Source organism: Ructibacterium sp. SJQ-7, assembly GCF_054696575.1.
Genome location: NZ_CP195193.1, coordinates 1,183,501 through 1,199,910, shown reverse-complemented (window position 1 = coordinate 1,199,910; position 16,410 = coordinate 1,183,501). Strand labels below are relative to the sequence as shown.

Annotated in this window: 18 protein-coding genes; 4 read left to right on the top strand and 14 right to left on the bottom strand. The window is 37.6% G+C overall.

Translation table 11 applies throughout. From position 1 onward, the window contains the following. Positions 1 to 61: 61 nt before the first annotated feature. The gene (locus tag ACSAMO_RS05465; protein ID WP_147514645.1) at positions 62 to 1,354 is read right to left on the bottom strand and encodes an ATP-binding protein; all 1,293 of its coding nucleotides are present in this window, start codon (positions 1,352 to 1,354) and stop codon (positions 62 to 64) included. Then, entirely contained in the window at positions 1,336 to 2,052 is a 717-nt protein-coding gene (locus tag ACSAMO_RS05460) for a LytR/AlgR family response regulator transcription factor (protein ID WP_022230682.1), read from the bottom strand. Before ACSAMO_RS05460 ends, ACSAMO_RS05465 begins: the two co-directional genes overlap by 19 nt. A 330-nt stretch (positions 2,053 to 2,382) precedes the next feature. Here ACSAMO_RS05460 and ACSAMO_RS05455 point away from each other — a divergent pair, with 330 nt between their 5' ends. From ACSAMO_RS05455 to ACSAMO_RS05440, 4 genes are all read left to right on the top strand, one after another. Then, positions 2,383 to 2,712: a plasmid mobilization protein gene (locus ACSAMO_RS05455; RefSeq protein WP_022230681.1), complete on the top strand. Its 330-nt coding sequence runs from the start codon at positions 2,383 to 2,385 to the stop codon at positions 2,710 to 2,712. Further along, positions 2,673 to 4,013, top strand: coding sequence for a relaxase/mobilization nuclease domain-containing protein (locus tag ACSAMO_RS05450; RefSeq protein ID WP_022230680.1), 1,341 nt, complete (start codon positions 2,673 to 2,675; stop codon positions 4,011 to 4,013). The genes ACSAMO_RS05455 and ACSAMO_RS05450 overlap by 40 nt, the downstream gene beginning before the upstream one ends. 123 nt (positions 4,014 to 4,136) lie before the next feature. Then, entirely contained in the window at positions 4,137 to 4,706 is a 570-nt protein-coding gene (locus ACSAMO_RS05445; RefSeq protein ID WP_499209998.1) for a hypothetical protein, read from the top strand. Further along, entirely contained in the window at positions 4,703 to 5,020 is a 318-nt protein-coding gene (locus tag ACSAMO_RS05440; RefSeq protein WP_022230678.1) for a hypothetical protein, read from the top strand. The genes ACSAMO_RS05445 and ACSAMO_RS05440 overlap by 4 nt, the downstream gene beginning before the upstream one ends. Positions 5,021 to 5,052: 32 nt before the next feature. Here the strand turns inward: ACSAMO_RS05440 and ACSAMO_RS05435 are convergent, their stop codons facing one another. The 12 genes from ACSAMO_RS05435 to ACSAMO_RS05380 form a co-directional block, all read right to left on the bottom strand. Beyond that, positions 5,053 to 5,502 (bottom strand): hypothetical protein, encoded by a 450-nt coding sequence (locus ACSAMO_RS05435; protein WP_022230677.1) that lies wholly within the window; start codon positions 5,500 to 5,502, stop codon positions 5,053 to 5,055. A gap of 461 nt (positions 5,503 to 5,963) precedes the next feature. Then, positions 5,964 to 6,329 (bottom strand): cysteine-rich VLP domain-containing protein, encoded by a 366-nt coding sequence (locus tag ACSAMO_RS05430; protein WP_118445735.1) that lies wholly within the window; start codon positions 6,327 to 6,329, stop codon positions 5,964 to 5,966. After that, positions 6,326 to 8,392 (bottom strand): DUF3846 domain-containing protein, encoded by a 2,067-nt coding sequence (locus ACSAMO_RS05425; protein ID WP_022230676.1) that lies wholly within the window; start codon positions 8,390 to 8,392, stop codon positions 6,326 to 6,328. The genes ACSAMO_RS05430 and ACSAMO_RS05425 overlap by 4 nt, the downstream gene beginning before the upstream one ends. Before the next feature lie 3 nt (positions 8,393 to 8,395). After that, positions 8,396 to 8,608, bottom strand: coding sequence for a transposon-transfer assisting family protein (locus ACSAMO_RS05420; protein WP_022230675.1), 213 nt, complete (start codon positions 8,606 to 8,608; stop codon positions 8,396 to 8,398). Further along, on the bottom strand, positions 8,605 to 9,345 hold the full coding sequence (locus ACSAMO_RS05415; protein WP_022230674.1) for a hypothetical protein: 741 nt from the start codon (positions 9,343 to 9,345) through the stop codon (positions 8,605 to 8,607). The genes ACSAMO_RS05420 and ACSAMO_RS05415 overlap by 4 nt, the downstream gene beginning before the upstream one ends. A gap of 3 nt (positions 9,346 to 9,348) precedes the next feature. Continuing rightward, positions 9,349 to 11,379: an ArdC-like ssDNA-binding domain-containing protein gene (locus tag ACSAMO_RS05410; protein WP_022230673.1), complete on the bottom strand. Its 2,031-nt coding sequence runs from the start codon at positions 11,377 to 11,379 to the stop codon at positions 9,349 to 9,351. Between the two features lie 13 nt (positions 11,380 to 11,392). Beyond that, on the bottom strand, positions 11,393 to 12,187 hold the full coding sequence (locus ACSAMO_RS05405; protein WP_022230672.1) for an antirestriction protein ArdA: 795 nt from the start codon (positions 12,185 to 12,187) through the stop codon (positions 11,393 to 11,395). A 9-nt stretch (positions 12,188 to 12,196) separates the two neighbouring features. Beyond that, a complete protein-coding gene (locus ACSAMO_RS05400) occupies positions 12,197 to 14,260 on the bottom strand; it encodes a type IA DNA topoisomerase (protein ID WP_022230671.1) in 2,064 nt (687 codons plus the stop codon). An 83-nt stretch (positions 14,261 to 14,343) separates the two neighbouring features. Continuing rightward, positions 14,344 to 14,655: a hypothetical protein gene (locus ACSAMO_RS05395; protein WP_022230670.1), complete on the bottom strand. Its 312-nt coding sequence runs from the start codon at positions 14,653 to 14,655 to the stop codon at positions 14,344 to 14,346. An 85-nt stretch (positions 14,656 to 14,740) separates the two neighbouring features. Then, complete coding sequence (locus ACSAMO_RS05390; protein ID WP_022230669.1) at positions 14,741 to 15,373, bottom strand: DUF4366 domain-containing protein; 633 nt, start codon at positions 15,371 to 15,373, stop codon at positions 14,741 to 14,743. After that, on the bottom strand, positions 15,363 to 15,641 hold the full coding sequence (locus tag ACSAMO_RS05385) for a DUF4315 family protein (protein WP_022230668.1): 279 nt from the start codon (positions 15,639 to 15,641) through the stop codon (positions 15,363 to 15,365). Before ACSAMO_RS05385 ends, ACSAMO_RS05390 begins: the two co-directional genes overlap by 11 nt. Before the next feature lie 21 nt (positions 15,642 to 15,662). Further along, positions 15,663 to 16,409 (bottom strand): adenine nucleotide alpha hydrolase family protein, encoded by a 747-nt coding sequence (locus ACSAMO_RS05380; RefSeq protein WP_022230667.1) that lies wholly within the window; start codon positions 16,407 to 16,409, stop codon positions 15,663 to 15,665. Position 16,410: the final 1 nt, after the last annotated feature.

Genomic DNA, 16,410 nt, shown 5'->3' with positions numbered 1-16,410 from the left:
TTATTTTAGCAAATAATGTTATTTAAGTCAACCCAAATTGCCTAAGCGGTCGTATATTTGCCTAAGCGGTTAAATTTTGTATTATTATCGTTGTGGAAAATATCTTTTGTTCTTTGTTATATTTCCAATCCAAAGAACCATTATAAGCTGATAATGCTCTGCTGATACTGTTCATTCCTATACCGTGCAGCTTCGCATTATCCTTGTGAGTTTTTAGTCTGCCGTTTATTACAATAGGCTCTATATCTGATGTATTTTCTATCTTTATAACTATAAAATTTTGATTTTCAGTATGTATATTCAAATAAATTTTTTTCTCTGATGAATGGGCGCAGCTTTCCATAGCATTATTTATTAAATTAGAAAATATAGTTACAATATCCATATCGTTAAAAAACGACAGCTCGGCTCGTATGGGATCTATCAAAAATTGTATATTTTGATTTTCACATTCTTCTTTCTTCTTAGATAAAAGCACATTTAAGATTTTATTATCTGAATATTCAATAAATTTAGGCTGAGAAAATTTGCCGCAAATAGATTTTATATATTCCTGAGCGGTTTCATTATCAGCTCCGATTAAAGAGCTTAAAGCACCTATATGTTCTTTGAAATCGTGATTAAGTATTGAGGCTTGCTGATTATTTTCTTTTAACATCATATATTCGTCATAATCAAATTTTTCTTTTAATTGCTGAGCTTCCAACTCTGCTTTCTCTGTTTCCATTATCATCAATTTTTGATTTATTGCAAAAATAATAATATTCATTATTATTAGTATGAAGCACACCAATGACAATAAGTGTGATGTTGTATTGACTTTCATCACAAGCATAATTATAATAACAGTCAAAATAGGAATAGATAAAAGTCCAAGAGAGGTAGCTTGTACATTTTTCTGTTTTTTGCAGAATACGCGGCTTATTATCATTATTCCAATTAAATATAAGAGTTTGCTTGCAAATGTCAATATAAGCGACTGTGAAGATGTCATTGCTATGGTATTGTCAGGTATAATTCTAATATATGGAATAAATATAACTAAAAATTCACACGCCGAAGTTATAGCCGCGAGTAAAATACTTTGAAACAATGCGCTTTTCCAGCTAATGCGATAACATACGCCAAAAATAACAAGGTGTATTACAACAAAAGTTAAAGTATTTACAACTATCTTTCCGCGTGCACATATAAACAAATCAGCAATATAAACTAATGCAATTATTGCATAACAAAGATACTTATTTCTTTTTCTGTAAAATAAAGTGTCAGCATAATAAATAAAAATTATATATTCAAATATTATTGCTAATACCATTCCTAAATCAATCCGCATTATTTTTCTCCAATCCATTTAGCAAAGTTTTTTTGAAAATCCTCTTGCTTACGCCGCGACAAATATATTTCATATTCTGTCTCCCTATATCCGCAATAGATTTTATCTTTGCCATATCTTTTTATATAACTGAAATTTATACAATATCCCCTAAAAGGCTCAAAAAAATTTGTGTAATCTTTTACTTGTTCAAAAACCGTCTGATACGGAATACTTACAATAATTTCACCTTTGGTCGTTATAATATGTGTTTTCTTGTTTTGAACATATATGTAAATAATATTACTGATAAATATTTGTATGTTTTCCGAATTTACCATTACATTGATGAATTGATTATTTTTGTATAGCTCCTGTATAGCTGAGTCAATTCCATAGACCAAGCGGCGCCTGTCTATTGGTTTTGTCCAAAATCTGAACGGTCGCACATTAGACGCATTATCAAAATATGCTTCGTAATTGGTTACAAAAAAGAATAAACAGCTTTTATTTGTTATACTTATTTTTTCAGCTAAACTAATACCGTCCATTTCAGCCATTTCAATGTCTAAAAATATAATATCATAGACAGTGTCGGACTGTAACAACTTTTGCGGTGAACTAAAAATGTCGATTGAGTGTTTTATTTTCTTTTCATTTAAAACATCTTTTATAAGCCTTAACTCATTATTTAAGGCTATTTTATCATCATCACATAAAGCTATACACAGTGTCATTATTTCATCTCACTTTCAATGTAAATTAAAAATATTTTTCAGTAAATTCGTAATATCTTTATGTATATTACAACACAATCACAATAAATAAATTTTATTATAAAAGCTATAAATTGTCAAGATTTTTACACTGTTTTGCTATATTTTCATTAAAGATGTGCAGAAAAACTTATTTTTATTTGTTACCCATATATAAGGGGTTTTTGCTACCAGCAAGCAAAGCCGCCGGGTACCCGAACGGCGATTTTTTGTTTGTCTATGCCTTGCAAAAGTCACAAAAAATATTTTGGGAACAAATCCCAAACCCAGATAAAAAACGGAGGTAAATATATGGAAAAGCGAAAAAGAAATATTCAAATCAAATTCAGAGTAACAGAAGAAGAAAAACAGTTAATTGAGCAGAAAATGGCGCAGCTACCGACACGACAGATAGGCGCGTATTTACGGAAAATGGCGATTGACGGTTTAATTATTTATACTGACACAACCAACATTAAGGAAATGAACAAGGAATTACATTCTATCGGCGTTAATATAAATCAAATTGCAAAGCGCGTAAATGAAACTGGCTCCATTTATGAGGAAGATATAAAGGAAATTCAAGAAAGGTTAAATAAAATATGGCAATTACAACGAACCATACTATTGACACTACCCTAAGAAAAGCCATTGACTATATTTTAAATCCCGATAAGACAGACGCAAAGCTGCTTGTTCACGCATACGCCTGTACTCCTGAAATTGCAGATATTGAATTTGATTGCACAAGAGAACACGCATATAATAAGGGAGAACATCTCGCGCGTCATATCATACAGGCATTTTCGCCGGGTGAAACCACACCCGAACAGGCTCACGAAATCGGAAAGCGTTTCGCTGATGAACTGCTGGGCGGTAAATTTGAATACATTTTGACAACGCATATTGACAAGGGACATATTCATAATCATATAATTTGTAATGACGTCAGTTTTGTTGATTACAAGCATATCCACATCAATGAAAAGTGGTATAACCATTCACGCCGCATAAATGACAGACTATGCAAGGAATACGGATTATCCGTTGTCGAACCAAACGCTGAAAGGAAAAATAAAAATACCAAGTATGAGAATAAACCGACAAGCTGGAGGGCGAAACTGAAAACCGAGATTGACAAGATAATTCCGCAAGTAAAAGATTTTGAGGATTTTTTGCGTCTTATGGAATTACAGGGCTATGAGATAAAACGAGGTCAATATATATCTGTCCGCGCCAAAGGGCAGGAACGGTTTATACGTCTGAAAGCTCAAACGCTGGGCGAAAGATACAGTGTTGAGGGAATTACAAAACGGATTGAAAAATCGCGCAAACGCAAGCCGATTATTCGTGATAACCGTATCAGCCTTATTATTGATATTCAGAATTGCATTAAGGCGCAAGAAAGCAAGGGCTACGAGCATTGGGCTAAAATCAATAATCTTAAACAGGCTTCAAAGACGCTTAATTATTTGACCGAGCATAATATAAACAGCTATTCGGAATTGGAAAGCCGTATTGATGAAACGTGCAAACAGTTTGACGATACCGCCGACAAGTTCAAATCAGTTGAACGGAATTTGAACGACATAAATATTTTACGAAAGCATATAAGCACATATAAGGCGCTCCGTCCTGTATATGATAAATATGTCAAGTCGAATAACAAGGCAAAGTTTGAAAAGGAACACCAACGGGAAATTATTTTATTTAAGGCTTCTCATAAATATTTATCGCAGGAGCAGACCGATAGAAAATTACCGACGCTTGAAAGCGTAAATGTTCAGCGTATGGAATTAGAGGAGCAGCGGCAGAAATTATATACCGATTACAGAAAAGCGAAAAAAGAGGTGTCCGAAATTGATATTGTAAAAGCTAATGTTGACGCTATGCTGCACACTCCGCAAAGGAGCGAACCGACAAGAGAAAATCAGATAGAATAGTCATTCGGCGTTTTATACAGGCTGATGTTAAAACCTTGTGCGCTTTTCCGGCTGGGCGCGGCATATAGTAAGTGATATAATTAGTATAGAGAAAATATATTTTAATTTCAGGAGGTTTTCACTATGAAAAAGAAAATTATTACACTAACACTAATCGCTGCATTATCAGCGACAGCGACAACAGCGTTTGCCGCCCCGATTCCAAGAGAAAGCGCGCCGCTTAATGCGACAGAAGCACAAATCCAAATCACTGAAAATATTGTAGGTGATATTCTTGATGAAGTGCAGACGGGCAAGCTCGGTTACACATTAGCTGCCGGATATGCTAATACAAAAATCCGCAAGGCTGTAATGGCAAATCAGACAGACGGTAACGGTTACGGTATCTTATCGCCAATCGCGCAGAACGCAATCCGCGTTATGAGGGATAAACAGTTAAGACCTGACGCATACGCAAAAGCGGAGGAAGAATTAAAGGTATTGATTGCAGATGCGATTACAGCGGTTCAGAACGGTATGGATATTGACACTGCAACAAAAACGGCTTATGAGAAAATCTATCAATCAGCAGACACGTCATTTAATTATGACGAGCAATTTTCACTTGATACCTGTTATCGAGATATTCCCGCTGTCGGAATGGAAATGTTTACAGTCGCAAGGAAATTGTTATTGGAGGCTGCCGTAAAATGAAAATTGAAGAAATAGATAATTGTGATGATTTAGACGATATAAAGGTTTTCGCAATATTGGTTACTGATGTTCCAAGCAAATATGTAGCCCAAGCAAAGAAAATAGACGGAAAGTATTATAAAGAGGATTGTTTTGGAATAGAGATTTCATATCACGCTGACGAGGACAAATATGTTATATCGTCCGAATATGATAAACAACTGTATTATGTGGATTTTAACGGTAATTGGCATTGGTTGGATTATACTTTTACACAAGCAGAAAAAGACGCAGCAATAGAGTTATGCAAAAAGGATTTACAAAAGGAAGCATAACCAAAGCGGTTATGCTTCCTTTTTCTCTTTGACTATATAATATTCTTTTCTAACAACTCGGTAACTTCTCTTACGCTACGTCCTTGTGAATGTATGGCATTGAGCAAATTTTGGATTTCTTCGTTTGTTGGCTTTTGTACACTATTCTTCGTTTTAGGAGTATGGTCATTTATATATTTTTGAATAAGTAATACTAATTCGTTAATCCCAATTTCACCCAAATTCTTTATTCCCCATATTTGCGGCAAAGTCAAATTTAGTAGTTTTTCTAAATCAATAATATTTTTAAATCGTATAATAGCAGACACGACTCTTGCAGACAAACAAAGTTGTGAGAGCGGAATGTTTTTGTAGATTTCGGATTTTACATTAAAAATTTCTGCTAATGTATAATCAGATGTTTTATATTTATTCGTTAATTCTTTTATGTTTTGTTTATCTTGTTCTGATAATTTTTGATATAGGGTAGATTTTAAATCCATATGTAACAACTCTTTTCATTAAATAAAATTGCATAATAAAAGTGCGTCGCTTCAATAGAGGCAACGCACAAAAAATGCGATACTCTATTGTCTGCGAAAACAATTTTTATACTTTCCAATATACGTTGTAACATATGGCACAAAGTATTAAAAAGAGTACGCATTTTTATCATATGATAAAAATGTTTTTCTTCGTGCCAAAAAAAATTGTATGCAAAAAAAGCTATAAATATAAAAATTGTTTTCGCATTTATAAATATATCATAAATTACTATTATTGTAAATACCTTTTTACATCAAAAAAATAAGACAGGAATAACGGCTAATATAACAGTTATTCCTATCTATATTTAATATAAAATGTCCGCGTTTTCAATCCTATTTTAAGGGTATTTGATATGCTATCATTACTTTATCAATTTTAGGCTTTGAAACACTTGATTTTATGCGGTTTTATTCCCTTAAAATGCGGACATAGACCGCTTATTTCTTTTCCGTTCAGCGTCTTTACGCAATCGTATCTTTCGGCGGCATTTATCACAATATTTTGAATTGCGCCCTGTCGGCGTATATTCATTACCGCAAACCGTACATTTTTTCCTGTTCTTCGGCTTCATCAGCTTTATGTACAATTCCTTATCATTCGGCAAAACCGCTGTTCTGAACCATTTACAATTAAGTGAATATGAAATACTTTGAGGGCAGACGCAAGGCTCGCCGTCATCAAGTAAAATACAATTCCCGTTGTCATAATTACAGCATTGATTTTTTATCAATGCTCGGCTCCGCCGCGCCTGTTCGGGCGTCATTCGTATAATATCACTCATAGCGTTTCCTCACGCGGCTTTTTCTGCGGCTGCGGCTTATCAGTATTGTTTTGTTCCTTTTGCAATCTGTCTAACTTTGCTTTAATTGAGGGCTTGACCTCGACCGCCGTTATTTTTCCGTTAATTCTCATAAACATTTCAGGTTTAGCAAAACGCTCTGAAAACTGCTTTATCTGGTCTTTATCAAGGCTGCCGAAGTTGTCGCCAGATAATCCTGCTAATACAAATGTTCCTGCGATAATATCGTACATATTATCCTCTGCGTCATAAAGCGCACGGTTTAATTCCATTCTCTCATTTTTGCCCTCGTCATTACAAATAAGACCGACAGGCTCCGCAAACGGATATACAACTTCAATTCTGCCGCCAACCTCTTTCTGGAGGGCTTCAAGACCTGTCGAAATTTCCTTTATATAAGGCTCCTGCATAGGCGGCACAATTAGAACGGTCATTTTTTGCGGCTCCGTAGGTACGGTAACGCGATATTCGTCAGGTATGTTTTTACCGTCATACACTTTGTCAAACTCCGTCCAGCCTGTTTCTAAGACAATACCGTCAAGCAAATATCCGCCATGATCGTATGCGTGATGTTTGCCGTATTCTTCATAATTCATATTTCTTTCATCAAGCATATCTCGGTGTGCAATATACTTTCCGTAATCTGCCCAATTAGATATATTGTCAACAATATTATAATACTCCATATTGTATGTAATATTTATTGCGTCCGTTATATTTTTACATTCGCCGGCTTTAAGCGCGGTTTGAAAAACGGTCATTTCAGTATCTTCCAATTCCGATATACGCATAGCAAAATAATTTAGCGCGTCAACGCTTTCATACATAGTTAAACACTTTTTTAAATCATCATTGCCGCAAGCGTAATCATCAAAAAAGTATGTATCAGGGCTTGCGTTTTCAGGTAAGCCTATTTCTGCAAATGTCCGCTTTACCGTTTCCGCGTCTGTCGGGAAAGACAGTTCCGTACCGCTTGTTTCTCTGTTTCCGTTGTCATATTCGGAACGGTTGACGATAAAAGCTGCAAATTTATAGTCATTCATATTTTTTAACACTCCTTTTTCATTTTTTTGTTTTTCGGCTGTCTGTTCAATATTACGGTTGTAATCGGGATAATTGAACGGTTCACCATTAAAGGTTATTTCCCGTATGGGCTCAAATTTTGATAATACACCTTTTTGCAATTCCGCAAATTCCTGATAATCACTTTTTGTAAAAGCTCCGTTTTCTATCATTTCAGATTGAGATAATACCCAGCCAGAACCGCATAGGAAAGAGAACATTTTTTTATTATCGGAAATAAAGGTTAAGGAATTATCCGAATTGTTATAAAACGGCAATGATTTTTTTTCGGAATTATATAGATTGCGTTCACTTTTTCCCAAATAAACATTACCGTCTTTTCCGAGAAAAGCCGTCAGACCTTTATAATTATTTAATGCCGCCGATGTTATATGAACCCCTGTAAATTCGGGAGCTTCTGTATATTCCTTTAATCCTTTGAAATATGCCTTTTGTTGACCGTCATAATTTATGACGATAATATCCCTTAAATCAGGCTGATAAACAGCAGCGCCGGCGGCTTTATTTATCATTAAGCCTACGTCTATTTCCATAGGCGTTTTATACTGTTCAAGCGGTTCGGAACGAACAATCTCATACATATCCTTATTTATATAATTTCCTTTTTCTCTTTCAGACTTTAAGCTATATCCGCATTTTTTGTCATAATCCGATTTCAGATGATAGACAGAATATTGATTTTTTCTAAATTCCGTTTCATAAGCATTAAGGCGGTTCATCAGTGCGTCGCCCTCGTGTCCCAATACGGAAGATATGAGATGTTTAATATAAAATGTGTCGCTTTCTAACATTTTATCCGCAAGTATTTCACGCTGCCTTTGTTCCATAGGAAATTTTGTCCTGTATTTCAAATTATGCGCTCTTAAAAATGCGTCTATTTCAAAAGCAAGTTCAAATACTTCGTCTAATTCGTAATCCTGAGTAGCACCGTCCGGCTCTCTAAAATCTTTTTCATCTGCCATAGGCTAATCCTCCATATCAATATCAGGTTCAAGCTCCAGCTTAGAAAATTCATCATTCGTCATACGCTCCAGCTTGTCAATAACCGTTTCCGTAATTTCCTTTAATTCCGTATCTTCAATGTACGGAACAGAAAAACGGAGCTCTTTTAAAAGCTCCGTCTTATCAGATGTATCATAAATACACATCAAATTTATTTCGTCCTGTGAAAATGTCATAGTAAAATATCCTCCTTTTGTTGTTGTGTTTTTGATTTCATCGGTTCGGATTTACCCTTGTTTTCCGCAAGCTGCTTTTTGATTGATGGCTTTTTCGCTGTCCGTTCTGCAATTATGGCATTGTATAAATCAATATCTGCCTGCGTTAGTAAATCTGCTTCGCCAAAATCTTTGCTTAATTCGACGTGGGTTATAATATCCTCCTTTTCAGCTTCCGTCATTTTATCAAGCTGCGCCTTGATTTTCTTTTTTGACAAATCCGCAATATGATTGTCAATATTGCCGCATTTCAGCTTTTCAAGTCGTTTATGCTCGCACGATAGAGTAAATTTTAATTCTTCATCAGCGGAAACACTATCGGCACACACCGAAACATTTATAACGTGTTTAAAATGCTTCGGATAATCTAATTCATAAAGATTGCCCTTGATGACTTCATTTTCAAAACCCGTTATTTTAATAGCATAGGCAATAATATTGTCGTGTGCCTGTTCGCCATAGTATGTCCAAGTATTATATGCTGATGTATCTTTTGTAAAGACGTCCGTTTCACAATAACAGTATGTACCGTTCAGACGCGACATAAAAAGTAAATACTTATCTTCTGCACTGTCGCTTAACGCTGCCGTATGTATTGTATCAACATCAAGAAAAAAATCATTTTTGTAATGCTCTGTATTTATGTTCATTATTCGGCGCAGCGAATTTATAATATCCACATTTTCAAACTTACGCATAGCTTAAACCTCCAAAGCCGCATTTTTGACCTTTTCGGATTTTTGCGGCTGTTTATCTGCCTGCGCCTTTGCTTCCGCCAACTGCTTTTTGATTGACGGCTTTTTCTTAGATGTCTCATTTTTGGAAGGCGTTTTGCCTTTCTTAACTTTTTCCGCTTCATTTGCCGCGATAATATCCATAATAGCGACAGGTTCGCCATTCTTCGCCTTTGCTTCAAGCTCGTCAATGGTAGGTGTGTCTTTGGAATTGTCCTCCGGCTCAAATACTTTTGCGCCGTCTGCCGCGTCTGCGTCCGACAATTCAGAAAATCCGTCCTGTTCGGCTATCTTCGCCGGTTCCTCGTTTCGTTTCTGAAATTCAGACGGTAATGTACCGTCTAATGGTCTGATATACTCCACCTTGTCAGCAGCGTTAAGGACTTCGCCTGTTAATGGCTGCTGCCACGCTTTTATTTTCGGCTCCCAATGAAAACCGTTTGCCTTTAATTCGGCGCGGATATTATCGTCCGGCTTTTCATTAAAAAATACTTGCAGATAATTAGCGTCTGTATTGATTGCAGCGTATCCGCCGTTAAAATCCCAGCCCGTAAATTGTGTATAATCCGTTTCCTGTTCGGTCTGCTCAATATCCTTTGCAAGCTCTTTATAATACTCGTCAATGCCTAATATAATTTCATTCGCCGTTTTTTGTATTGTGTCAAGGGAAGCGTTTAACTCCGGTAATTCCTTATCTTTGCTCCAACCCGCAACATATCCGAAAGAATAATCGGAAGTGTCAATCCCATATCGCTGACAAACGGTATAGGCGACGCTTTCAGCTTCAACCTCCATTGTACGATTGTTCTTTTGTTCTTCGGGCGTCAATTCCGTTGATTTTTCTTTGAGAATATTGTGTAGTTTAGCGTGTGCAATTTCGTGTATCAGCGTTTTTAACTGCTGAACCTCGCTCATACCGTTTTTTACGGCTATTCGCTGTTCTTCAAAATTACAATATCCCTTTGCTCCCGTATCTATATCCTCATACCCAATAGGCATAGGCGATATTTTTTCAAGTGCGGCATAAAACTTTTTGAAATCCGCAACATTGCCCGTAAGCTCGTCAACTCCCAAACTCGGCAGCGGTTCGCCCTCCGTCTGCGACAAGTCAAATACGGTAGCAACTCGGAAAGTGGGGATAGTTACTTCTTTTTCCTCTGTAAGCGGTTTACCGTCCCAGCCTATAATCGGCTTGTTTGTTGCCGGATTTATTTTCTCAATCTGCTTTTTTGTTTTGTATGAGGACGGCGCGATTATTTTAATACCGCGTTCACCTCGTTTTACTGTGCGTTTGTGATTATCGCGCCATGCGCCAAATCCCGCCACCATAGAAGCGTCGGGCTTTTGCATTAAAATCAAAAGCGAATTTCTAAAACTGTAATTATGGAATTTTGACATACACGCAAGATATTCCGCATATTTATCGCCGTTAAATATGTCTTTCACTCCGTCCTCCAGCTTTTTCAAAATCTCGCTCAATTTTTCATAGGGCGTTTCGCCGGATAATTCTATCGCCTGTACAGAAGCCCTTGACGGCTCCGATTTTTCAGGCGCTTTTGTTGCTTGTGCTTTTGCCATTAGCTCAACCTCTCTTTCAGTTATAATATTTTCCAAAGGCTGCGGCTTCGTATTGCCGAACCCTCTTATTTCTGTTTTCATATTTGCGTTATTTCTGTAAAACATAATAAGCGTATCAAGCGCTTTATTAAAAATAGATTTTGCGGCAGTCGGAACGGAGGGCGTAAAATCTATTACGCCCGTTTTACCGCTTCCAACCCAGCCACTCACAAACTCGTTGAAATTTGACCTTATACCTATACGCCGATATTCCGTAACCTTTTTATAAAAGAAATCGTTGCATTGTGTTTGTATTCCCAAAATCAACGTGCCTGTCTGCGGATTATACATAAAACGGCGGTTTTGGATTTTCTGAATATCAAATGTTTCCGTATTAGTATCAATCCGCATAATTCCGTTTGTTATGTCAATACGTTTCATCAGATACCAAACCTCATAGGCTCAAATCGTTTTTTTGCCTTAACGGTACGGATTGCGTCTTTTCGGATTTTGACTTATTTTCCGCAAGCTGCTGACGAATTGACGGCTTTTTTTCTTCTGTTTTTACAGCGTCTTTCTGTTCAGCTTCAATATCGGGTATAGAGCTTATACGGTATTCGTCAGGAATATCATCACGGCTGCCGTTGTATATCTCTTTAAAATCACTTTGATTACACACAACATAACCGTAATCCGTAAATACACCGTTTTCATTCAGCGCAGTATCATCTCCATACTCCTTATAATCAATGTAATTTTCCAATGCTTTCAGTGTGTTCATATCATAACAGCCCAATTCATTGATAAGGTAATATCCCAAATCATACTCGTCTGTAATATCTGGATATATTTCGTAGCAATCAAGATTTTCAGTTAGATTTATCAAATCCTGTACACTGTCTGAATGTTCGCCCATTTTAACGATAGCCTTAAAATGCTGTACTTCCGCGTCCGACATTTCATCTAATTTGTCTGCGAGATAATTTAATTCGTCAAGGCTCTCATATTCGCTCAACATATCATATATCCCGTCAATATAACAATCATAGTCTGTAATAAACCATTCCTCATACGGCGAACCGAATACATCTTTTCCGCCTATACCTATACGCCTAAATACATCTTGCATTTCATCAGGAGTAACAGGGAACTTCACCCATTCGCCTACTAAATATCCCTCGTTATATTTTCCAAGATTGGTAACATAAGCGGCCAAGTGAAAATCTGGTGTGCCTTCTGTATCTGCCATATATCAACCTCACTTTCCGTCAAAATCCAGCCTGAAATGTACATACTTATCGTTGCTGTCGATTAAAACCACGTCCGCGTCATAGGTCTTATCCTTTTTCTCGGAATACAAGCCTTTTACCTTTGTTCTGCCTTTTGCGAGCAAATCAGACGCCATTTTCTTTGTAATCTCTTTTCGCTTGCTTGTGAAAAACCTGTCATTTTTCCACATAACGAATTTACAGCTTTTATTAGCGCAATAAAAGTTATTTTTGCTTTCGTGTACGTCCGAACCGCAGCGGGGACATATACCGATAACCTCACGCGGCGCGCGGAATATCGCTCTGTCCTCGTCTGTGATGAATGAATATGTGGTTACAAGCTCCCTTGTCAAATCCTCAATTCCTTTCATAAACTGCTCCGGCGGATAATTGCCCTTTGCAATCTCGGCAAGGTTATTTTCCCAATCGGACGTTAGAATAGGTGATGTGAGCTTTTCGGGAAGAACGCTGACAAGACTTATACCGTTATGAGTTGCAACAATAGACTTGCCCTTACGCTCTGCAAAACCTGTCTGTACCAGCTTTTCTATAATTGCCGCTCTTGTCGCCGGCGTTCCCAAGCCCTTGCGTTCCGCTTCGTCCGTTGTTTCGGCGGCTCCTGCCGTTTCCATTGATGATAATAGAGTGTCCTCCGTAAACGCTTTCGGCGGTGAGGTATAACCCTCTTTGACTTCTGATGAAACGGTAACGGTTTCGCCTTTTGTAATACAAAATACATCTTCGGCGCGGTCTGTGTCCGAATGAATATATCTTTTAAAAAGCTGTTCGATATTTTTCCAGCCCTCAAATAAAATGATTTTACCCTTTGCCGTAAACTGTACGCCGCCGCACTCCAAAACTGCGGTAATCGTTTCATACTCATACGGGGAATTAACCGCACATAACAGCTTGCACATAATAAGGTGAAGTATATTACTTTCGCCGTTTGGTATTTCCGCCAAGCTGATATTTTCAATTTCTGCCGTCGGAATAATAGCGTGGTGGTCTGATACCTTTTCATTATTGAATAAGCAGAATGTATCAGGCTTAAAATCCGTACAGTTTGAGAACGGCGCGAATTTTGACGCTATATGAACGATTTTAATAACAGTATTGTGCATATCGTCCGTTAAATATCGGCTGTCGGTTCTCGGATATGTAATCAGCTTCTTTTCATAAAGCGATTGAGCATAGTCAAGCGTCTGTTTCGCCGTATATCCGAATATTCGGTTTGCTTCGCGCTGTAATGTTGTGAGGTCAAACAGTTTCGGCGCGCCTGTTTTCTTTTTCTCTTTAACAGCGGAAATACAAACGGCCTGCCTTTCGTGGCAAGCCGCTTGTAAATTCTGCGCTTCGTCTTTGTCGGAAATCTTATCGCTTACAGCCTTAATATTGCCGCCGTCAATTTCAACGGTATAATATTTTTCTTTCCTGAACATTGAAATTTTGCTGTCCCGTTCTGCTATCATAGCAAGGGTAGGCGTCTGAACGCGTCCTATATTCAAATGCTTTCTATACAGTGATGTAAACAGTCTTGTTGCGTTTATACCGATAATCCAATCAGCTTTTGCGCGGCATAACGCGGAATTATAAAGATTATCATACTCGCGTCCGTCTTTGAGGTTATTAAATCCCTCGCGGATTGCGCTTTCTTCCATTGAGGAAATCCATAAACGGAAGTACGGCTTTTTGCAGCCACACATATTATATACAAATCTGAAAATCAATTCGCCCTCGCGTCCTGCGTCGCACCCGTTTATAATCTCGGTTATGTCGTTTCGGTTCATTAAACCGCTGACAACCTTATACTGATTTTCCTTGCCCTTGTTTATGGCAAACTGCCATTTTTCAGGTAGGATAGGTAAATCCTCATATTTCCATACCGCGTATTTTTCATCATACGCCGCTGCGTCCGCCAAGCCTGCAAGATGTCCGATACACCAAGTAATGATATATCCGTTTCCCTCAAAATATCCGCTTTTCTTAGCGGTTATGTTCAAAGCCTTTGCGTAGCTCTGGGCTGCCGACGGCTTTTCCGCAATTACTAATTTCATTTATTTAATCATTCCTCCTTTATTTTTACATACAAAAACAGCACCCAACAATGAGTGCTGTTTTTGTGGTTGTATATTATCCTTTATAAAACAGTTATAATATCCTCTGAAATACCGTATTTTTTTGCAACTGCTTTTACTAACGCTCTTTCTGAATGGTATTCCGTATTATCCACTAATGTTTGGTCGTCATATAATTCCTCATCATCTTCATCAAATAACATTATATGCTCAACTCGATATATGCCAATTAAGTTTTCTGGCATTTCTATGGATAATTCAACACGTCCTATTTCTCCTATTACATCAGGTAGTCCGCTATCATCTACCGCCCAAACTTCACCATCACTAACTACAATCATTCCATTACCTGTATATTCATCAACCTTACTCATATACAATCTCCTTTCTACTTGTTAGTAAGTATAAAATTTCTTGAATAAATATTATATCATAAACAAAGTAATATTGCAATATATTTTATTCATCTTCTGTATATGTATCGTCCTCGTTTTCGGTTTCCTCGTCCTCGCCGTCGGTAAATTCAAAATCTTCCAAATCGGGGGCGTTTTCCATATTCTTTTTTGGAAGATAAACCTTGAAATAGTACGCGCCAAGACCGCCTATACCTATAATCGCAATCAGAATAAGCATTATACTTGAATTGCCTGACTTTGATTTATCGGTTTTCGGCGCGGTTTTCGTCTTACCGTCCGGCTCCGCCGACGGCGACGCCTGCGCCTGCGGTGTAGGGCTTGCTTTTACTGCTGCGGGTACTGCCGCGCTGTTTTCCTTTGCAAGCGCTTCAAGGTCGGATATATCAACCTTATTCAAGAAATACACATTATCGTTTACATTCTGCTTGTCGATAACGATAAAAAATACGCTGCCGTCCTTTGCGGTTACGCTTATAAACTGCAATTTATCACTGTCGGAAATGTTGTCTACAACGTGCCCCGCGCCCGCTGTTGATATGGTACGCGCCGGCTTCGGCGTTTCCGTTGCCGCCGGCGCTGCTGCTGTACTGTCATAGTTTGCGTGTGCGGTTATTCCGCACATTCCGCCAAAGCATAATAAAGCTGCTGATAATATCGCAATAATTTTATTCTTCATTCGTGCCGTCCTCCTGCTGCTCGTTTTCCTCAATAGCCTTTAATTCCTCCTCGTACTCGTCGGGAAGAAGAACATCACCCTTTGCATACGCGCTTAAAAGTACGGTAAGCTGGGGAGTGCTAAGTTTAACAGCCTTAACGAGATTTACAATCTGCAAATTCTCGGCTTCGACTTTCTGCGCTTCAAGATTGCGTAATTTTTGCTGATACTCGCTTATCTTTGCTTTTGTCCTTATAATATCCTTTTCGATTTTTTCAAGTGTTGCCATAATTAAAATACCTCCATAAAATTAAATTTTTTGTTTTGCGATAAATTCATCAATCTTTTTATCGACTTCGGAAAATGTATTCCCATATTTGAACTTTTGACTTGCAAGGTTTTTGTCCTTTGATAATATTTCAAGCTCATTCCATAGGTCAGGGTGGTATTGCTTCAAATATGCAAACTCGCCGTAAGTCGCGTTAGGACAGAACCAACAACCGCCCCTTTTGTGATACTTATATATTGGGGACAGCAAATCATACTTGCTGCATAAATCATAAGCCATTTGTTCAGTATAGCCATATTCGGCAAGTAATGATATTTTATTTGTACCGTCAAGCCTTGTAAGCCTCGCCGGTTCGTCTGCGGCTATTCCGACATATTGTACAAATCCGCCATTTACATTTTTCAAATAATCCTGAATTGCTTTTATTTTTATACGGCTGTTAATTGTACACATTCCACCTATCGGAAAACCGCTTTTTCTTCCATTTCTTAACGGATTTTTAGATTTTGTGATTATCTGATGAAAACAATCTAAATAATCTTTTGTCGCGTGTAATATTTCAACCGTATAACCCCATTCTTCAAAAACGGGAATAGCTCTGTTTTTGATAAAGTCTATATGTTCGGGTAATTCGCCTGAAATACCGCGTTTCTTATCAAACATTACCTCGCTGAAAATGACGGTTGACGGCGGCAAGTTATGAATATGACTAAGTATTATTGCCGCCGTACTGTCCTTGCCACCGCTCCAACTGTAAAGATAACGCATA